Origin of the sequence: Flavobacterium beibuense (assembly GCF_004151245.1) — a bacterium.
Classification (GTDB): Bacteria; Bacteroidota; Bacteroidia; order Flavobacteriales; family Flavobacteriaceae; genus Flavobacterium; species Flavobacterium beibuense_A.
Map to the genome: position 1 here is coordinate 76,406 of NZ_JUIW01000009.1, position 18,829 is coordinate 95,234.

Annotated in this window: 22 protein-coding genes; 11 read left to right on the plus strand and 11 right to left on the minus strand. The window is 38.1% G+C overall.

The window, feature by feature from the left end; genetic code table 11:
* The first annotated feature begins 9 nt into the window (after window positions 1-9).
* From NU09_RS13020 to NU09_RS13030, 3 genes are read left to right on the plus strand one after another with little or no spacing between them, the layout of a single operon-like run.
* A complete protein-coding gene (locus tag NU09_RS13020) occupies window positions 10-222 on the plus strand; it encodes a putative signal transducing protein (RefSeq protein ID WP_129751735.1) in 213 nt (70 codons plus the stop codon).
* Between the two features lie 12 nt (window positions 223-234).
* Window positions 235-777 carry a GNAT family N-acetyltransferase gene (locus tag NU09_RS13025; RefSeq protein ID WP_129751736.1) on the plus strand — a complete coding sequence of 181 codons (543 nt, stop codon included), beginning with the start codon at window positions 235-237 and terminating at the stop codon, window positions 775-777.
* Window positions 761-1,570, plus strand: a complete 810-nt coding sequence (locus tag NU09_RS13030) for an alpha/beta hydrolase (RefSeq protein ID WP_242501880.1) — start codon at window positions 761-763, stop codon at window positions 1,568-1,570. Before NU09_RS13025 ends, NU09_RS13030 begins: the two co-directional genes overlap by 17 nt.
* On the opposite strand, the gene NU09_RS13035 is transcribed toward NU09_RS13030, so the two are convergent.
* The 5 genes from NU09_RS13035 to NU09_RS13055 are packed head-to-tail and all read right to left on the minus strand — an operon-like array spanning window position 1,567 to window position 2,588.
* Window positions 1,567-1,761, minus strand: coding sequence for a hypothetical protein (locus NU09_RS13035; protein ID WP_129751738.1), 195 nt, complete (start codon window positions 1,759-1,761; stop codon window positions 1,567-1,569). The genes NU09_RS13030 and NU09_RS13035 overlap by 4 nt on opposite strands.
* A complete protein-coding gene (locus NU09_RS13040; RefSeq protein WP_129751739.1) occupies window positions 1,758-1,955 on the minus strand; it encodes a hypothetical protein in 198 nt (65 codons plus the stop codon). The genes NU09_RS13035 and NU09_RS13040 overlap by 4 nt, the downstream gene beginning before the upstream one ends.
* A 10-nt stretch (window positions 1,956-1,965) precedes the next feature.
* The gene (locus NU09_RS13045; RefSeq protein WP_129751740.1) at window positions 1,966-2,190 is read right to left on the minus strand and encodes a hypothetical protein; all 225 of its coding nucleotides are present in this window, start codon (window positions 2,188-2,190) and stop codon (window positions 1,966-1,968) included.
* The gene (locus NU09_RS13050; RefSeq protein WP_129751741.1) at window positions 2,190-2,381 is read right to left on the minus strand and encodes a hypothetical protein; all 192 of its coding nucleotides are present in this window, start codon (window positions 2,379-2,381) and stop codon (window positions 2,190-2,192) included. The genes NU09_RS13045 and NU09_RS13050 overlap by 1 nt, the downstream gene beginning before the upstream one ends.
* A 3-nt stretch (window positions 2,382-2,384) precedes the next feature.
* On the minus strand, window positions 2,385-2,588 hold the full coding sequence (locus tag NU09_RS13055; RefSeq protein WP_129751742.1) for a hypothetical protein: 204 nt from the start codon (window positions 2,586-2,588) through the stop codon (window positions 2,385-2,387).
* Window positions 2,589-2,708: 120 nt separating this feature from the next.
* On the opposite strand from NU09_RS13055, the gene NU09_RS13060 reads away from it, so the two are divergent.
* Both NU09_RS13060 and NU09_RS13065 read left to right on the plus strand, forming a co-directional pair.
* Window positions 2,709-4,343: an ABC-F family ATP-binding cassette domain-containing protein gene (locus tag NU09_RS13060; protein ID WP_129751743.1), complete on the plus strand. Its 1,635-nt coding sequence runs from the start codon at window positions 2,709-2,711 to the stop codon at window positions 4,341-4,343.
* A 3-nt stretch (window positions 4,344-4,346) separates the two neighbouring features.
* On the plus strand, window positions 4,347-5,261 hold the full coding sequence (locus tag NU09_RS13065) for an alpha/beta hydrolase family protein (RefSeq protein ID WP_129751744.1): 915 nt from the start codon (window positions 4,347-4,349) through the stop codon (window positions 5,259-5,261).
* 35 nt (window positions 5,262-5,296) lie between these two features.
* On the opposite strand, the gene NU09_RS13070 is transcribed toward NU09_RS13065, so the two are convergent.
* From NU09_RS13070 to NU09_RS13080, 3 genes are all read right to left on the minus strand, one after another.
* Window positions 5,297-7,996: a YfbK domain-containing protein gene (locus NU09_RS13070; RefSeq protein ID WP_242501881.1), complete on the minus strand. Its 2,700-nt coding sequence runs from the start codon at window positions 7,994-7,996 to the stop codon at window positions 5,297-5,299.
* Window positions 7,980-8,498: an RNA polymerase sigma factor gene (locus NU09_RS13075; RefSeq protein WP_129751898.1), complete on the minus strand. Its 519-nt coding sequence runs from the start codon at window positions 8,496-8,498 to the stop codon at window positions 7,980-7,982. Before NU09_RS13075 ends, NU09_RS13070 begins: the two co-directional genes overlap by 17 nt.
* 160 nt (window positions 8,499-8,658) lie before the next feature.
* Window positions 8,659-9,504, minus strand: a complete 846-nt coding sequence (locus tag NU09_RS13080) for a DUF6929 family protein (protein WP_129751745.1) — start codon at window positions 9,502-9,504, stop codon at window positions 8,659-8,661.
* A 76-nt stretch (window positions 9,505-9,580) separates the two neighbouring features.
* On the opposite strand from NU09_RS13080, the gene NU09_RS13085 reads away from it, so the two are divergent.
* Window positions 9,581-10,468: a PPK2 family polyphosphate kinase gene (locus tag NU09_RS13085; RefSeq protein ID WP_129751746.1), complete on the plus strand. Its 888-nt coding sequence runs from the start codon at window positions 9,581-9,583 to the stop codon at window positions 10,466-10,468.
* Between the two features lie 69 nt (window positions 10,469-10,537).
* Here NU09_RS13085 and NU09_RS13090 read toward each other — a convergent pair whose 3' ends face one another.
* Window positions 10,538-11,038 carry a hypothetical protein gene (locus NU09_RS13090; RefSeq protein WP_317125776.1) on the minus strand — a complete coding sequence of 167 codons (501 nt, stop codon included), beginning with the start codon at window positions 11,036-11,038 and terminating at the stop codon, window positions 10,538-10,540.
* 190 nt (window positions 11,039-11,228) lie between these two features.
* On the opposite strand from NU09_RS13090, the gene NU09_RS13095 reads away from it, so the two are divergent.
* A complete protein-coding gene (locus NU09_RS13095; protein WP_129751748.1) occupies window positions 11,229-12,617 on the plus strand; it encodes an MATE family efflux transporter in 1,389 nt (462 codons plus the stop codon).
* Window positions 12,618-12,651: 34 nt separating this feature from the next.
* The gene (locus NU09_RS13100; RefSeq protein ID WP_129751749.1) at window positions 12,652-12,882 is read left to right on the plus strand and encodes a hypothetical protein; all 231 of its coding nucleotides are present in this window, start codon (window positions 12,652-12,654) and stop codon (window positions 12,880-12,882) included.
* 9 nt (window positions 12,883-12,891) lie between these two features.
* On the opposite strand, the gene meaB is transcribed toward NU09_RS13100, so the two are convergent.
* Complete coding sequence (gene meaB, locus NU09_RS13105) at window positions 12,892-13,986, minus strand: methylmalonyl Co-A mutase-associated GTPase MeaB (protein ID WP_129751750.1); 1,095 nt, start codon at window positions 13,984-13,986, stop codon at window positions 12,892-12,894.
* A gap of 422 nt (window positions 13,987-14,408) precedes the next feature.
* Between meaB and NU09_RS13110 the strand changes: the two genes are divergently transcribed.
* The 3 genes from NU09_RS13110 (at window position 14,409) to NU09_RS13120 (ending at window position 17,548) form a co-directional block, all read left to right on the plus strand.
* The gene (locus NU09_RS13110; RefSeq protein WP_129751751.1) at window positions 14,409-15,332 is read left to right on the plus strand and encodes an AEC family transporter; all 924 of its coding nucleotides are present in this window, start codon (window positions 14,409-14,411) and stop codon (window positions 15,330-15,332) included.
* A 307-nt stretch (window positions 15,333-15,639) separates the two neighbouring features.
* Window positions 15,640-16,068 (plus strand): DoxX family protein, encoded by a 429-nt coding sequence (locus NU09_RS13115; protein ID WP_129751752.1) that lies wholly within the window; start codon window positions 15,640-15,642, stop codon window positions 16,066-16,068.
* A 67-nt stretch (window positions 16,069-16,135) separates the two neighbouring features.
* Entirely contained in the window at window positions 16,136-17,548 is a 1,413-nt protein-coding gene (locus tag NU09_RS13120) for an FAD-binding oxidoreductase (RefSeq protein WP_129751753.1), read from the plus strand.
* On the opposite strand, the gene NU09_RS13125 is transcribed toward NU09_RS13120, so the two are convergent.
* A complete protein-coding gene (locus NU09_RS13125; protein ID WP_129751754.1) occupies window positions 17,549-18,790 on the minus strand; it encodes a cation:proton antiporter in 1,242 nt (413 codons plus the stop codon).
* Window positions 18,791-18,829 lie beyond the last annotated feature (39 nt).

Consider the following 18,829-nt stretch of genomic DNA (forward strand, 5'->3'; position numbering starts at 1 on the left):
AAGTATTGTATGGCATTAGTGAAAATATATTCAGGAAGTGAAATAGAGGCAACACCAATTAAGCTTACTCTTGAGGAAGCTGGTATAAACCCTGTTGTAAGAGATAATATACAGTCGGCTACTGTAGCTGGATTTGGCTCTTTTGGTCAGGCTATGGAGCTGTATGTTGAAGAACATGAAGTGGAAGCCGCAGCCAAAATTGTGGCTGGGTTTAATAAATAATATTCTGTTATAATGAATCCCATATTAGAGTCCCAAAGATTGCTGTTTCGTGAGCTTTTGCCATCAGATGCAGAGGCGATGTTTGAATTGGACTCCAATCCTGCAGTGCATCGTTATCTGGGCAATAATCCGGTAACCTCAATAGATTTTATACATGAGGTGATTGCCAATGTAAGGGGACAGTACGAACGTAACGGAATAGGTCGTATGGCGGCAATACTCAAATCAACAGGCGAGTTTATAGGTTGGGCCGGGTTAAAACTGGAACACGATGTAAACGGTCATGATTCGTTTTATGATGTAGGTTATCGCTTTATAGAAAGATTTTGGGGTAACGGTTACGCTACCGAAGCCGCGCAGTTTTTTGTAGATTACGGCTTTACGGTTTTAAATCTGCCTAAAATTAATGCCAGTGCTATGGCCGGTAATATCGGTTCACGCAGGGCGCTGGAAAAGGCCGGATTAAAATATATTGAGAGTTATGAGTATCATGGAGGGGAGGAAGTGTTTTGGTATGAAATCCTAAATCCGAATATTTATGCTGAAAAGTCTTAAACTGATAATGATTGCATTAATTTCTTTTTTTACTGTAATTTATCTGCTGATAGTAACGCTGCTGTATTTTAATCAGGAGAAGCTTATATTTCCTGCGACCAAGCTGTCTAAGCAGTATGAGTTTAATTACGGTAGCACTTTTGAGGAATTGTATATTCCGGTAGAGGAGGATGTAAAACTTAACGGACTCCTGTTTAAGGCTGAAAATTCTAAAGGACTTATTTTTTACCTTCATGGTAATGGCGGCTGTCTTGATACGTGGGGCGATATTGCTGCTACGTATACCGATTTGGGTTATGATATCTTTATACTCGATTACAGAGGATATGGTAAAAGCGGCGGAAATATAGAAAGTGAAAATCAGTTTTTTGAAGATGTAAAAAAGTCGTATGCCGAACTGCTTAAAAGATATACAGAGGATAATGTTATTATAATGGGATACAGTATAGGTACGGGATCGGCAGCTATGTTGTCATCGCTTAACAATCCTAAATTGCTAATCCTAAAAGCGCCTTATTACAATTTAAGTAATGTAATAGACGGAAGGGTGCCGTTTATGCCTGAGTTTTTAAGAAAGTATAAATTTGAGACCCATAAGTTTCTTGAAAATGTAAACTGTCCGGTTTATGTATTTCACGGTACAAAAGACAAGATCATCCCTTATTCTAACTCAGAAAAGCTTAAAGAGGAGTTTCCTGATAAAATAGAGCTTACCACCTTAAAATGTACAGATCACCTTATAAACGGAAATATAAAAGCTTACAGGGAGAAACTGGCAGAAATACTGGATTAGTTTTTTGCTTTAGGATGCCTTTTCTTTTCAAACAGGTAACCTATAATCAGGCCTATAATTATCCAAAAGGGAATGCCTAAAAGTATTTTATGATAAGAGAGCCTTTCGCCGTCGATTATAGGAAAAATAATCATGGCTATAATGTAAAGCACTCCTCCCCATACGAGTCCGGATCTTAACCATTTTTTCATGACTTCTTTTTTTGCAGGTCGTTTTTCTTTAAGAAAGATACGATTATTCCTGCTATTGTCCAAAGAACAAGGTTGAAAAGAATGGTGTATAAATCTGTTTTATTGTTTGATACTCCTATAGCAGGCGCAACAAACGTGTGAAGTGTAAAAAGTATAGAAGCCCATATAAAGGCATATTTTGTGTATGGTTTCAATCTTAAGATTTTAGTTTTCTTGTTTTTGTTCCTGTTTGGCTTTTATAGCTTTTGAGATATATCCTCCAAATATACCTCCTGCAACAAGGCCAAGTATATTTATCAGGTTATATAATCCCAACGGGTTATTAAGCTCAAAAAACTCTACCAGAAACGGAAATACTATAAATTTCCAGATTCCCATCCATGCAAACAGGCATAAAGCTGCTATAATCCAATGTTTATTACTCTGCATTAAATTTGTTTTTTAGGTCCCCTTTTTCTTGAGAAATAACCAAACAGTAATCCGAATACTATCCATAACGGAAACATGAAAAGACATTTGTTAATGTCTATTTTTTCGCCATCCCATAATGGGAAACCTATGTTCATTATAAAGAACATGAATATTCCCCAGCCAATTCCAAATTTCACCCAGCTTTTCATAGTTTATTGATTTGGAGTGTTAGTGTTTTCTTTTTTTAAGGAATATTTTACCACAAAAAAGCTGGCAGCTATCCATATTGGTATGCCTATAATAACCCTTGTTAACAAAGGTACCTCATCGTTTATACCAAAAACAGGAAAAAGAAAAGTGGATATGCAGAACATCAGGACAAAAAATATGAGCCCTGATTTAAATTTTTTACTCATTGTTAATTGTATTTGTGGTAATGGCCAAATATATATAAACTTCTTAATCTAAACAAAACGTGTGTTGATTGTGTAATTGCCTAATTATCCTATCTTTGCGGCTTCAAAAAAAATACCTCTATGATAACTGTAGATGCACTTTCGGTACAATTTGGTGGTACCACATTATTCAGCGATGTTTCTTTTTCTATAAATGAGACAGATAAGATAGCCCTTATGGGTAAAAACGGAGCAGGAAAATCGACATTGCTAAAAATAATAGCAGGAGTTAACAAGCCTTCAACGGGAGCTATATCGGCACCTAAAGGTACTGTTATTGCTTATCTTCCACAGCATTTGCTAACCGAAGATAATGCTACTGTATTTGAAGAAACATCAAAAGCATTCTCGGGTATTTTTAAAATGAAAGGAGAAATTGATGCCTTAAACGAAGAGCTTACCGTACGTACCGATTATGAATCGGAAGAGTATTATAAGATTATCGAGAGGGTATCTGAACTTAGCGAGAAATTCTATTCTATTGAAGAGATAAACTATGAGGCAGAAGTAGAGAAGGTACTTATAGGTATGGGCTTTAGCCGTGCCGATTTCACAAGACCTACATCAGAGTTTAGTGGTGGATGGAGAATGCGTATAGAGCTTGCCAAGATATTACTTCAAAAGCCGGACCTTATCCTTCTGGATGAGCCTACTAACCACATGGATATTGAGAGTATACAGTGGCTGGAGGATTTCCTTTTAAACAGTGCTAAGGCTGTTATTGTAATATCGCATGACAGGGCATTTGTAGACAATATTACAAATCGTACCATAGAAGTTACTATGGGTAGGATATATGACTATAAAGCAAAATATTCTCACTATCTTGAATTACGTAAAGACCGCCGTGCACAACAGCAAAAAGCGTATGACGAGCAGCAGAAGATGATTGCTGAAAATATGGAGTTTATTGAACGTTTTAAAGGAACGTATTCTAAGACCCTACAAGTACAGTCGCGTGTAAAAATGCTTGAAAAACTGGAGATTGTTGAGGTTGATGAAGTAGATACTTCGGCACTTCGATTAAAGTTCCCTCCATCGCCACGATCAGGGCAGTATCCTGTTGTGGTAAACGAGCTTTCTAAAGCTTATGGCGATCATGTAGTGTTTAAGGATGCTTCTATGGTTATAGAGCGCGGACAAAAGCTTGCCTTTGTAGGTAAGAACGGTGAGGGTAAGTCTACCATGATTAAAGCTATTATGGGAGAACTGGAGTATGAAGGAGGCAGCCTGGAAATAGGACACAATGTACAGATTGGTTATTTTGCACAAAATCAGGCATCGTTACTGGATGAGAACCTTACTGTTTTTGAAACGATAGACCGTATTGCAGAAGGTGATATCCGTACCCAGATAAAAAACCTGTTAGGTGCATTTATGTTTAGTGGGGATGATACTACTAAAAAAGTAAAAGTACTATCGGGTGGAGAAAAGACCCGTTTAGCAATGATTAAGTTATTGCTTCAACCGGTTAACGTGCTTATTCTGGATGAGCCTACCAATCACCTTGATATGCGAACCAAGGATATCATTAAAGATGCCCTTAAAGCTTTTGACGGTACATTGATATTAGTATCTCACGACAGGGATTTCCTTGACGGACTGGTAACCAAAGTATTTGAGTTTGGTAACAAACGTGTTAAGGAGCATTTTGAAGATATTAAAGGTTTCCTTGAACTTAAAAAGATGGAAAACCTGAGGGAGATAGAAAAATAAACTATGGTTAAAAAATTCAGTACTGTAATATTATTGTTTTTAGGGGTTGTTGTTTTTGCCCAAAATCAACCAAAGCTACTTTTGAAAAAAGAGCTGCAAACTACTCCCGCAAAAATATCTTATAAAGACAGTATTGAAGTTTATAGTATAACTTATGCCAGTGACAACTTAAAAGTTAACGGATATCTTGTACAGCCTAAAACCCAGGGGCCACATCCGGTAATTATATTTAACAGGGGAGGTAACAGGGATTTTGGAGAATTGATTCTTCCTTATGTATATCGCTTTTTGGGTCTGTTGGCAAAAGAAGGTTATGTAGTAATAGCGAGCCAGTATCGCGGTAATGGTGGTAGCGAAGGGACTGAGGAATTTGGCGGTAGTGATGTTGATGATGTGGTTAACTTAATTGATGTACTTGCCGAAATTAAAGAGGCAGATACAACACGGATAGGTATGTATGGCTGGAGTAGGGGCGGAATGATGACTTTAAGGGCACTTACAGAAACCAATAAGATAAAGGCGGCTGTTGTGGGTGGTGCACTTTCTGACATGAGAGCCGGACTTGAAAGGCCTGAAATCGAAAAGGTGTACAGCGAGCTTATTCCCAATTATACAAATAATAAGGAAGCGGAACTTACAAAAAGATCGGCTATTGAGTGGGTTGATAAATTGCCAACAAATGTTCCCTTATTAATGCTTCACGGTAATGCCGACTGGCGCGTGAAATGTGAGCAGAGCCTGAAACTGGCTATTGAATTTGAAAAATACAGAATACCATACAGGCTTGTAATTTTTGAAGGGAGTGATCATGGTATTAATGAAAACAAAAGTGAAGTGAATAAAATGGTACTAAACTGGTTTGACCGTTTTCTTAAAAATAACGAGCCATTACCGGATATGAAGTATCACGGAAGATAAACCAAAAAGGCAGGATTTAATCCTGCCTTTTGTTTTTATTGTACCATATCTACAAGTCTTATAAACTCTGCCTTATACCCGTCAGGGTCCGGTTTTGAACCTTCTTTGGCAAGTTTAATAATGTCTTTAGAAGCTTTGTTAGGTATAAGTTTGGAATCCCTTAGCTTTAAACCGAACCATGCAACTGCGGCAGCAAATTTAAAGTCGCCCGATGCCTGTTCCAGGCTTACTGCTTTGTTTGGTATTACCTGTACAGTTTCTTTACTCTTATCACCATCCGGCTTTTTGTGCCTGAATTTAATGGTTGCCAGCTCATCACTATATTTATTCTTAGAAGCTGTTGGTTGGCTGTATTTTAAATCAGGTGCAGGATTGTAGTAATCACTTTGTACACCTGTTGGTATTATTTCATACAATGCTGTAACGGTATGTCCGCTGCCAAGCTCCCCTGCGTCTATGGCATCGTTAGCAAAATCCTCATCCCTTAGTTTACGGTTTTCATAACCTATAAGGCGGTACGACTGCACATGTTTCGGGTTAAACTCAATTTGTATTTTAACGTCTTTTGCAATGGCATACATACTGCCTTTAAACTCTTTCTGTAAAAAGCGGTCGGCTTCCTGCATATTGTCAATGTATGCATAGTTACCGTTGCCTTTGTCAGCAAGCGTTTCCATTTTAGAATCTTTGTAATTGCCCATGCCGTAGCCTAAACAGGTAAGGAATACTCCGCTTTTGCGCTTTTCTTCAATAAGTGTCTGCATATCCCTGTTTGATGATGCACCAACATTAAAATCGCCATCGGTAGCCAGTATTACACGGTTGTTTCCGCCTTTAATAAAGTGTTCCTGCGCTGTTTTGTAAGCCAGTTCAATACCTTCACCGCCGGCAGTACTGCCACCGGCACTTAGTTCATCTAAAGCCTTTACTATTTTAGTTTTTTCGCTTCCGCTGGTTGATGGGAGTACCAGTCCTGCAGCGCCCGCATATACCACTATGGCTATCCTGTCTTTTGGTCGCATTTGGTTAACCAGTAACTTCATGGACTGTTTTAGTAACGGTAATTTATTGTCGCTGTCCATAGATCCGCTTACATCGATAAGGAATACAAAGTTAGATGCCGGTAAATCCTCGGTAGGTATTTCAAGGCCTTTTAATCCTATTTTCAATAGTTTATGTTTAGGGTTCCACGGTGCGTCGCTGTATTCTGTATTTATGGAGAAAGGCATATCTCCTTTAGGCTGCGGATAAGTGTACTTAAAGAAGTTTATCATTTCCTCTACACGTACAGCATCCTTAGGTACGGTTTGACCGTTATTTAAAAAGCGGCGAACGTTTGTATAGGATGCATTATCCACATCAATAGAGAAAGTGGAAAGCGGTGTTACAGCCGGATTTTCAAACTTATTTTCCTCAAACATTTCATACTCTTCCTGATCAACGTGTATCTTAAACGGATCTGGCTGTTCGTTATCCAGTTCATCAGAAATCTCAATATCAGAGGTTCCGGTTTTGGTGGTTAGTATAACAACACCGTTAGCACCACGCGCACCATATAAAGAGGTAGCCGAGGCATTTTTAAGTATGGTAACCGAAGCAATGTCGTTAGCGTTGATGGTCTTTGCCGTTTCCTCATCTACAGGCATACCGTCTATTACATATAGCGGAGGGTTATATCCTCTAAACGTTGTAAGGCTTGTAATGTCTATAGATTTGTCGGCATCTTCCTGTACACCCAGTATTTGTCCCGGCAGGTTACGGTATGTTATATCGCTGCCATCGCTTATGTCATAAGTACCATTGCTAACATTAGGTGTTAATACCCCCGGATTGATAGTAGAGATAACCACTACGCCGTTAGCACCCCTGTTACCATATATAGAAGTTGCTGCCGCATCCTTATAAACCGCTATAGAAGTAATATCGTTTTGATTTAGGTTCCTGAATGTTTTTTCGTCTACAGGAAGGCCATCTACTACATATAGTGGTTCTACATTACTGCTTATACTTCCTATGCCTCTAAGCATGATTGTTTTGTCTACCCCTGGTTGTTCGTTAATTTTTACTCCGGCAACTTTTCCTTGTAAACTTTGGATAGGTACAGTGTTAGCTCTGTCCTCCAGAGATTCTGCCTGTATAGTTGCTACTGCCATTGCAGATTTATGACTTGTTACAGATCTATAGCTGGTAACTACCACTTCATCAAGTTGAGTACTTTTCGCAACTGCTTCTTTTTTTCTCACTTCAAGAGGTTTGAATTTTACTTCTTCTGTAACATTTCCTTTAATCCAAAACTCATCTTCACTTGATTTGCTATTCCAAACTCTTGCTTTTTGGGTTATAGATTCAAATTTTATAGAGTCTGTTTCGGAAGTATAAGTTGTAGTGTTTTCTTTTCCTATAACTACTTCAATTTTTTCGCTGTCCTTAGCGGTTGGGCTAAACGTTTCTTCTATTTTATCGTGGTCTATAGTGGTAACCTGTGTTTCGGGGTTTTGTTCCGGCAACTCAGGCGACGTATGGTTGTTAAAAAACCTTCCGCCTAATGCTAATAATATTAGCAAAGCAGCGGCTACACTACCATACCTCCAGTAGATGGCGCCCCTTCGTTTCTTTTTCCTGTCGAGCTTATCCTCAACGCGGTTCCATACCGCTTCCATTCGGTCAAAGCCTTTTTCCTCGGCTTTTCCGGCAGCATCTTTAAATTGTTCGTATAATTTATCTTGATTTTCCATAGCTGTTTTCATTTAGATAATAAACATTGTTTACTAAATCCTTTAGTTTACTGCGGGAGACATTTAATTGTGATTTTGAAGTCCCTTCTGTAATATTCAGCATTGCAGCTATTTCTTTGTGTGAGTAACCTTCTATGGCAAAAAGGTTAAAAACGGTCCTGCATCCTTCGGGCAGGTAATCGAGCAGTTTTAGCAGGTCTTCTTCCTCAAGCCCGGCCGATTGGGCTTGTGCAGGCTCTGCTGAAGCGCTCATGTCTTCAATATAAATATTAAAGTTCACCTTTCTTTTAAGCGTAAGCAGGCATTGGTTTATGGCTATACGCCTTGCCCAGGCTTCAAAAGCCCTGGTTTCCTTTAATTGGTCAAGCTTGGTAAAAATGGTATAGAAGGCATCGGCTATTGCCTCTTCAATTTCCACTTCGCTCTTTAAGTACCTTTTGCAGGTCTGGTATAGCTTAGGTGCCATATATTCATACACCCTGCGCTGAGCGTCGCGGTGCATTTTCCTGCATGCTGTTATTAGTTTTTCTTCTATCACAATTTGTCTCTTTGTTTATATAGAGCAGAAAAAACAGTAAAAGGTTGGGAGGGGATTAAAAAAGTTTACAGTATTCAGTTTTCAATAGTACTGTATAGTGAACAATGAATACTTGTGACAGGGACTATTTATCAATAGTAAGCCTGTATATGTCTGATTCGGTAGCATCACTGTCGGTGTCCTCACATAAAAGGAATTCCAGAGAGTTTCCGTTATCCTTATATAGGGTAATACCTTCAAACTTATTCCTGTCGGATATGGTTTGAGTAAATTCAACCGTCATGGTTTCTATATCCATCCTGCCTATAAGTGATCCTGCCACCTCACCATCAAGATAAGTGGAGTTAGAACTCTCTGCAGCGGCAATAAAATAAAGTTTATCCCCTACTTTAACAGCATCGGTAAAGCTGGCCTGAAATCCGTTTATTTTAGGCAGTTCTATTGGGTTGTATATAATCTGTACAGAAAACTCATTAATATCACCTTCCAGCGTAAATACCCCGTTTTGCTGAGACGGACCGTTACCTCTTTGGAAAAGATACCATATTTCACCATCATTAACCGCAGCTTCTATGTTAAAATCCTCCGGACTTATTTCGCTAAATCCCTGCATTGCCAGATACAGATAAATGGCATCAACGGGACCTTCTGTGGTTTTGGCCTGCATGTTGTAGCGTGTAAGGATGCTCCTGTTTTCTTTGGAGCCCGATCCAAAAATATACAGTTCGTTATTAAAAGCCGTTATGGCTTCATAATCGGGTTTGTCTTTTTTAGGTATGTTTTCAAGCGGGCCTGCGTAGTCTTTGGCTGCCAGGGAAATCTTTTCGGTTTTGTTTTCCTCTATATTATATTCATACAGCATATTGCTATTGTCGGATATAAGGAAAACCGAACCGCCATTAAAAAAAAGCCCCGATGCAGAGCCTATTCCCATAATGTGAAACAGCAGTTCCAGCTTAAACTTTTGCATAAACTTATGTTTTTGGTGTAAACGTATTATTGTTTAAATTCTTACATTTATATAAAGATATAACATTTTCTGCGCCATGAGTATTACTACAGATGACTTTAAAATTACAGGTACTTTTTCTATCGAAAATACTCCTACAAATATAGAGCTTGAACTTACAGCTAAAAAGAAAGTAAAGAAAATAGAAAAAACGAGTGTTAAGCTGGGTAAGCTTCAGGATAAGATGTATGCTAACAACAGGTATGGTGTACTTATCTGTATACAGGGTATGGATACTTCGGGTAAGGACAGCCTTATAAGGGAAGTGTTTAAAAACTTTAATGCCAGGGGGGTAGTGGTGCACAGCTTTAAGACACCTACACCTCTTGAACTGGATCATGATTATTTATGGCGTCATTATATTGCTTTGCCGGAGAGAGGTAAGTTTTCGGTATTTAACCGTTCTCATTACGAAAATGTGCTTGTAACGCGTGTGCATCCGGAATATCTCTTAAACGAGAACCTTCCGGGTATAGAAAAGGTTAAGGATATTACCGAGGGCTTTTGGGAAGAAAGATTTAAACAGATAAACAGTTTTGAAAAACACATTGCCCAAAACGGAACTATAGTTTTGAAATTCTTCCTTCATTTAAGTAAAGAGGAACAAAGACAAAGACTGCTTAGGCGCCTTGAAAAGGAAGAACGTTACTGGAAATTCTCGGCAGGAGACCTTGATGAGAGGGATTTGTGGGGTAAATACCAAAAGTATTATGAGGAGGCTATAAACAAAACTTCTACCAATCATGCCCCTTGGTATGCCATTCCTGCAGATGATAAAGAAACAGCCCGACTGCTTGTGGCGAAAGCTATTTTAAACGAACTTAAAAAGTATGATTTTCAGGAACCTGAAGTTAATGAGGATGTACTTGATAATATAGCTTTATACAGAGTAAAACTGCTTAATGAAAAGCCTGGAAATAAATAAAGCCTGTAACATCTCTGCTACAGGCTTTCAGGTTAGTTTACTTAGGTTATTGTATTAATTGTTTGGTGTTTACAATTTAAAGCCATAGGCTAGTCTTAATGCTATAATTCCTGAGTCATAATAAGAGTCAACATCCTCATATCTTACGCTAAGGTCAATAAAATCGTTGGCATATCCTACTCCAGGCGACCAGATAAAGGTTGTTTCATCATAACCATTTGTAACAGCAAAACCGGCACCGGTTTCTCCCATTACATAAAAAGGGCTACTGTTAATAAAGGCCTTAAAACCTGCCTTTACCGGAATAAAACCTAAATCCTTAAATTCGTTTTCCTTTGCAAAAAGATTAGTGAATCCAGTTGTAAGGGTTAGAGAGGTGTCCCGAGAAAGATCATATTGCAACCTTACATCACCACCTAGTGCAAAATTAAAAGCATCGTTGGTTACTCCTCCTGCATTAATACCAAAGCCTAAACGGAACCCCTGGTCATAGTTATTGTCAGTTATTGTTTCCTGTGCATTTGCTCCTCCTGCAACTAACAGTACGGCAGCAATTAAAAATCGTTTCATCAACTTCATATATTCCAGTATTATGATTATGAAGTAAAATTAACAAGGTTAATCTAATAATATTTTTAAGATAAAGTTAAAAATAGTTTTATTTTTTAATAATTTAACTTTTATATTTTTAATAAACTGATTTTGAGGTTATTTGTGTTTATAGCCAAGCTTCTTCTTAATTTTGCAGAAAATTTGTAAAGTGAACTTTGCTCAATACACAAAAGAATTCTCCTATAATATAAGACTGGCTTATCCTGTAATACTGGGCATGCTTGGACATACCATTACCGGTATTATAGATAATATTATGGTGGGTAAGCTGGGGGCTGCCGAACTGGCTGCGGCTTCACTGGGAAACAGTATGGTGTTTGTGGCTATGTCGGTAGGAATTGGTTTTTCTACAGCAATTACTCCTATAATAGCAGAAGGTGATGCTGAAAAGGATACAGCCAAGGTAAGGACGGTTTTTCATCATGGCCTGTTCTTGTGTACATTGTTAGGGATAATGCTGTTTGCGGTAGTGTGGTTTGCAAAGCCGTTAATGCATCTTATGGGGCAACCGGATGAGGTGGTAAACCTTGCGGCTCCCTATGTGGACTGGGTAGCTTTCTCGCTGCTGCCTATGGTAATATTCCAGGGATACAAACAGTTTGCCGACGGGCTTTCGCTTACCAAATATGCCATGTATGCGGTAATAATATCTAATATCATTAATATAGTTGTAAACTACCTTCTTATATACGGTATATGGATATTCCCTAAAATGGGAATTGTTGGTGCGGCATTAGGAACAGTAGTGTCCAGAATATTTATGCTGGTATATATGCACTACAGTTTATATCTAAATACTAAGCTTAAAATCTATTTTACCGGTTTTACATTTGGTGAAATAAAAAAATCCATCCTTAAAAAGATTACATCTATAGGTGTACCTTCTTCTATGCAAATGCTGTTTGAAGTTGCTTTGTTTACAGGAGCGGTATGGCTTTCGGGATCTATCGGGGCTAATAGTCAGGCAGCAAACCAAATTGCGCTTAGCTTAGCTTCCATGACCTTTATGTTTGCCATGGGTTTAAGTGTAGCTTCTATGATTAGGGTAGGAAACCAGAGAGGATTACAGGATTATAAAAAACTTCAGCTAGTGGCACGTTCCATATTTTTGCTGGCAATTATCCTTGAAATAATCTTTGCCTTATTTTTTGTGTTATTTCACGATTACCTGCCTTTGTACTTTCTTAATATGAAGAATCCTGAACTGGCACTGGAAAACTCAGAGGTTATAAGTATAGCGTCTCAGTTATTATTGGTTGCTGCCGTTTTCCAGATTACAGATGGTATACAGGTAGTGGTGCTTGGAGCATTACGCGGATTACAGGATGTAAAGATACCAACCTATATTACCTTTATTGCCTATTGGGTTATAGGGTTCCCAATATCTTATTATTTGGGGCTGCATACCGAGCTGAAGGCTACAGGAATATGGATAGGGCTTTTGGCAGGGCTTACTGCTGCCGCAATATTTTTGTATATTCGCTTTCATATTCTTACCAAGAGGCTAATTGCTAATTCTGTTAGCAAAGCCGTGTAAGCTTTTTTAAGACATACTTTTATAAACAGATACTATGGAATTACCTAAATTTTTATTGGGAGACAATACAGATCATCCGGAAGATATATTCATTATACATCTTGATTATCCGCGGTTCATCATTAATCTTAAAGATGATGAGGTGGAATTTCTTGAAGAGCCTGAAGATCTTGATGAAAACGAACTAAACAGTGAAATGGAGAGCCTTATTGAGCAGGCTAACAATTTTTACGACAGGGAAATGGAACGTTATGAAAAGGAATAAAGTTTAGACTTATTTATTAAAATACTTTTCTAACAATATATGAGCGGCTGCAAACGGTGAAATTTCATTGTTTTGTACCGCTTTTTTGTTTTCTGTAAGCAGTTGTGCAATATCAGGCCTGTTGTAAAAACGATTCTTTAGCTGTTCATTTATGGTTTCGGTAAGCCAGTGGCTGTTTTGCTCGCTTCTTCGGGTATCGAAGTAATGGTTTTCTTTGGTAAGGGTAAAGTAGTCGTTCATTACATTCCATACATCATCAATACCGTCTTTAGTAACAGCACTGCATGTGGTAACCTTAGGTTGCCATCCCGATGTTTTTGCAGGAAAAAGATGAAGTGCCCTGTTAAATTCGGTTTTGGCCAGTCTGGCTTTCTTGATATTATCGCCATCTGCCTTGTTAATTATTATAAGGTCGGCCATTTCCATAATACCACGCTTAATGCCCTGAAGCTCGTCTCCGGCACCGGCAATTTTTAGTAATAGGAAAAAGTCTACCATACTATGTACGGCAGTTTCGCTTTGCCCTACACCTACAGTTTCTATAATTATGGTGTCAAACCCGCACGCTTCACATAAAATAATAGCTTCACGGGTTTTACGTGCCACACCGCCTAAAGTATCTCCGGATGCCGAAGGGCGTATGTATGCATTCTCGTCCTTAACCAGTTCCTCCATGCGGGTTTTATCGCCCAGTATGCTACCGTGAGATAATGAACTGCTCGGGTCCACGGCCAGTACGGCAACCTTTCTTCCTCCTGAGGTAAGATATTTGCCAAAAGCCTCAATAAAAGTACTCTTTCCTACACCCGGTACTCCTGTAATTCCTATGCGTACAGATTTATTAGCATAAGGCAGACAACCGGCAATAACCTCATTTGCTTTTTCAAGATGAGATGGGTTGGTGCTTTCTATTAAGGTAATAGCACGGCTAAGCGCAGTCTTATCGCTTTTAAGAATACCTTCAATCAGTTCTGCAGCGGTAGGTTGCTTTTTTCTTAGCTTGGTAATGTTTTCAATAGAAACCTTACTGATACTCTCAGGCTGGTTAATACCTTCTTTTTCGTATAGGGCGGTTTTATGGGTTTTAGGATTGTTCACTTTCATTTTCTTATACCGTAAAATTAAGCTTTTTTAGTCAATTTTTCCGATAGGACTTAAGATAGCTTAACGTAGAATTAGGCTGTAATTTTTTGAATCAAAAATTGTTTGTATTTAAAAATTAGATAAAAAAGAATTAAAGTATATATTTGTCTTTAACATATAACTACAAAACTACCACTAAAATTAAATGATTGTAACACAAAACAATACTTTTGGTTTTGTGACTAATAAGTTATTTTACTTATTAGCGATTGTTTTATTATTCATGGTGTCTTTTTATATTACTATAAGTTTACCAATGAATATTCAGGTTTTACAGTTTTTTCATCTCTTATATTTTAGTTTTTCAGCATTTGTGGTTATATTGCTTTTTAGTAAGAAATTTACTCTTATTTTAAGTAACCCCCTAACTGCCCCTGCTTATAATGGATAATGTTATTTTAATCTTTATTTGTCTTATACTGGGAGTTTTGCTTCAAAAACTGCGTGTATTCCCTGTTAATGGTCATGCAACATTAAACCAGTATGTTATATATATATCCTTACCAGCTTTAAGTTTATATTTTATACCTAAAATAGTACTTTCGGGAGCCTTGTTCTTTCCGTTGTTTACTTCCTGGATAGGCTTTGCTTTTGCTTATGTGTTTTTTACCGCTTTAGGTAAATGGCTTGGGTGGTCTAAAAAGCTAACGGGTTGCCTCATTTTAACGGGAGGATTGGGTAATACAGCCTTTATAGGTTTTCCTGTGGTGGAAGCCCTTTTTGGAAAACCGGGATTACAAACAGCAATTGTTTTAGATCAGGCTGGTACTTTTGTGGTTATGGCTACCTTAGGAATTGTAATAGCGGCTACACATTCGGTCAAAATGAAAGCTTCAGGGTCAGGACCCGGTGATATCCTAAAGAAGGTATTTTCATTTCCCCCTTTTATTGCTTTTTTGATTAGTGCCTGTATGAATTTATCGGGGTTTGATTTTACGGATGATATACAGTCAGTACTAATGAGTATTTGTCGCACAACGGCTCCGTTAGCACTTGTAGCTGTTGGTATGCAGCTTAAGATCGACAGGAAAAGCAAATACTGGAACTCGCTTTATATAGGACTCTTCTTTAAGCTCATTCTTATGCCTGCTATTATTTTTACTATCTATAAAGTCTTTCTTGGTGGTAAAGGATTGGCGGCAGACGTATCTGTAATAGAATCTGCAATGGGGCCAATGGTAACGGCAGCTGTATTAGCGTCGGCTTACGGATTAAAACCAAAACTAGCCGGTATGATGGTGGGGGTAGGTATACCACTATCCTTTATAACGATGGATTTTTGGTATTGGTTACTTCTTAATTATTAATAGGACTTAGTTATATTTCTAACAATCCATATTAATATTGTTTTTATTAATATATTTTGATTTTTTTTGTAGCATTTTCCTTAAGTTTATATATCCATCTAAACTCGGTTAAAATGTATAGAATTAAGCAATTAGCTGGTTCGGTTTTAGTGAAATTACTAAGATCAGCCAGACTGGTAGTTTTTGATACTACCAGTACCCAACTCCCCACAAAATTAAAGCCGGTACCTATTCCGGTAAAAAATAACAAATTCCCCCACAGATGTAATGGCAATTCCCCGCTTAACATTAAATAAGGAATTTAACTATGTGGATTTTTGAAACAACAAGAGAAAAAAAGTTATACAATTTTGTTCTTTTTTTAGTTAGAATTACAATAGCCTGCTTTATGCTTACACACGGGCTTAAAAAAATAGACCTCTTATTATCAGATGATCCTGTACAATTTGCAGATCCTTTTAATTTTGGTCCTGTTGTTACACTAACAATGGTAATTTTTGCAGAAGTAGTATGTTCTGCTTTGCTTATTATTGGTTTAGCAACCCGTTTGGTTGTTATTCCTTTAATTGTTACCATGGTGGTCGCGGTATTTATGATACACGGTTCTGATGGTTTTGAGCGTCAGGAGCTGGGAGGTATTTATCTTATGGTGTATGTAATGTTATTGGTTACGGGCAGTGGTAAATACTCTCTGGATCATGTTATATGCAGGAAGAACAGAAAGATGTTTTATTAGTACTTGTATATTTTTTTAAGGCTTGTTTTTATAGTATTTTTGACGTGTAATACATACACTAAAAACTATGAATACTGAGTCGTTATCAGATGAAATGATTGCCGGGCTTGAAACTATAGTCGGGCGGTCATTTCTTTTTTTAGATACAGATACCAGAAACCATTACGGGCATGATGAGACCGAAGATTATGTTTTTCCTCCTTCGGTTGTGGTTAAGCCGGGAAATACTGATGAGGTAGCTGCCATAATGAAGTTTGCTAACCAATATAGTATTCCTGTTGTCCCTATTGGCGGACGCACGGGGCTTAGTGGTGGAGCACTTAGTATTCATGGTGGTATTGGGCTGTCTATGGAGCGCTTTACCAATATAGATATCGATGAAAAGAACCTTCAGGCTATTGTGGAGCCTGCTGTTATAACTCAGGTATTCAGGGAGGCGGTTAAGGAAAAAGGATTGTTTTATCCACCCGATCCAAGTAGTCAGGGGAGTTGTACCATAGGAGGCAATGTAGCCGAGAATGCAGGTGGAGCCAGAGCCGTAAAGTATGGTGTTACCAAAGATTATGTGCTTAATCTGGAAGTGGTTTTGCCTATCGGTGAAGTTATATGGACAGGGGCTAACACGCTTAAAAACTCAACTGGATACAATCTTACCCAATTAATGGTAGGTAGCGAAGGTACACTTGGTATTATTACCAAGATAGTAATGAAACTACTACCGGATAATTCCCATAATATATTGATGTTGGTACCTTTTTTTAAGGCTGGGCAGGCGTGTGAGGCTGTTGCACAGATTTTCAGGGCCGGTATAGTACCAAGTGCCCTTGAATTTATGGAGCGCGATGCCATAGACTGGACACTTAGATATGTTGATGGTGTTAGTCTTGATATTAAGGATGAGGTAGAGGCACACTTACTTATTGAGGTAGACGGTAATTATCCTGATGTGCTTTTTGCCGATGCAGAAAAAATTACCGGAGTACTGGAACAATTTGAAATAGATGAGATTTTGTTTGCCGATACCGAAGACCAGAAGAATGCACTTTGGAAAATGAGAAGGGCAGTAGGAGAGGCCGTAAAATCAAATTCGGTATATAAGGAAGAGGATACCGTTGTACCCAGATATGAACTTCCAACACTATTGGCAGGAATAAAATCTATAGGTAACAAATATGGATTTCATTCGGTTTGTTACGGGCATGCCGGTGATGGAAACCTGCATGTAAATATCATTAAAGGTGACATGACCGACGAAAACTGGAGAACCGAAGTACCCAAAGGAATTCGTGAAATATTTGAACTTACTGTTTCTTTAAAAGGAACACTGTCAGGTGAGCATGGTATAGGCTATGTGCAAAAAAACTATATGGATATAGCATTTAATGATACCCAGCTTCAATTGATGAAAAGCATCAAGAAGATATTCGATCCTAATAATGTGCTTAATCCGGGAAAGGTATTACCCGATAATCTTGCGTAATTATTTCTTGCCAAGTAGCTTTCCGGCTATCTTGGCAATAGATAAGCCCTGTACCAATATGGAGAATACCACAACAAAATAGGTAATGGCTATAATGTCATTTTTGTAAGGAACATCATCTATAGAAAGTGCTAAGGCAATAGATACACCGCCTCTGAGTCCGCCCCAAACAAGAATTTTTATGGTGTTGCTGTTAAACTTCTTTTTAAACGGTATTATTAACGTAGGCAGCCAAATTGAAACATAACGCGCCAACAGTACCACAATTACACAGGCAAGGCCCGGTAACCAGTAATTGTTTATATCGGTTACCATTAAAAGATTAAAACCTATAAAAAGGAATAAAACGGCATTGAGTATTTCATCGTTTAATTCCCAAAACTTGTCAAGATAGTCTTTAGTTGTTGGTGACATTACTGATGTCTTTTTAAAGTTACCGATAATCAATCCGGCAAAAACCATGGTAAGCGGACCTGATATATGCAGGGCAGAAGCAATAAGGTAACCTCCCATAACAACAGCCAGTGTAATAAGTACCGATACCTTATAATCGTCTATTTTTCGCATGGCCTTAGCAGCTCCTATACCTAACACAACACCTAGTAAGAATCCTCCGCCGGCTTCCCTTAAAAATAACCATACCACATTAAATACAGTGGGTGTGTACTCATTATCCTGAGCAATATTTAATATTACGGCAAATGCTACGATAGCCATACCGTCGTTAAACAACGATTCTCCTGCAATTTTGGTTTCAAGCGATTTACGTACCTTGACTTCCTTTAGTATACTCAATACCGCAACAGGATCTGTTGGGGATATTAGTGCTCCAAAGAGCAGGCAATAGGAATAAGGTATGTTTAAATGTAAAAAAGGCGTGAGGTAATATAAAAATGTACCCACAACAAAGGTTGATATTACAACACTTACCGTGGAGAACACTATAATGGGTAATCTTTGTTCCCTAAGATCTTTCAGGTTGATGTGAATGGCTCCTGCAAAAAGCATGAAGTTAAGCATGGCTCCCATAAGGAGCTCGGTAAAATCAAACTTTGAGATAAGAGAAGATATGCGGTTAAGTGTATTAGGAAATACATTACCAAAAACTACCAGAAATATAGATACTGCCATGGCAATTACCATGATACCGATTGTTGAGGGCAGTTTTAAGAACCGTACATTAAAATAGGCAAAAAAAGATGCTAATACTATCAGTACTGAGAGAGAATAGTACAATTCCATAGGCTTATATAGATGCTAAAGTGGGGTGAAATCAGATTT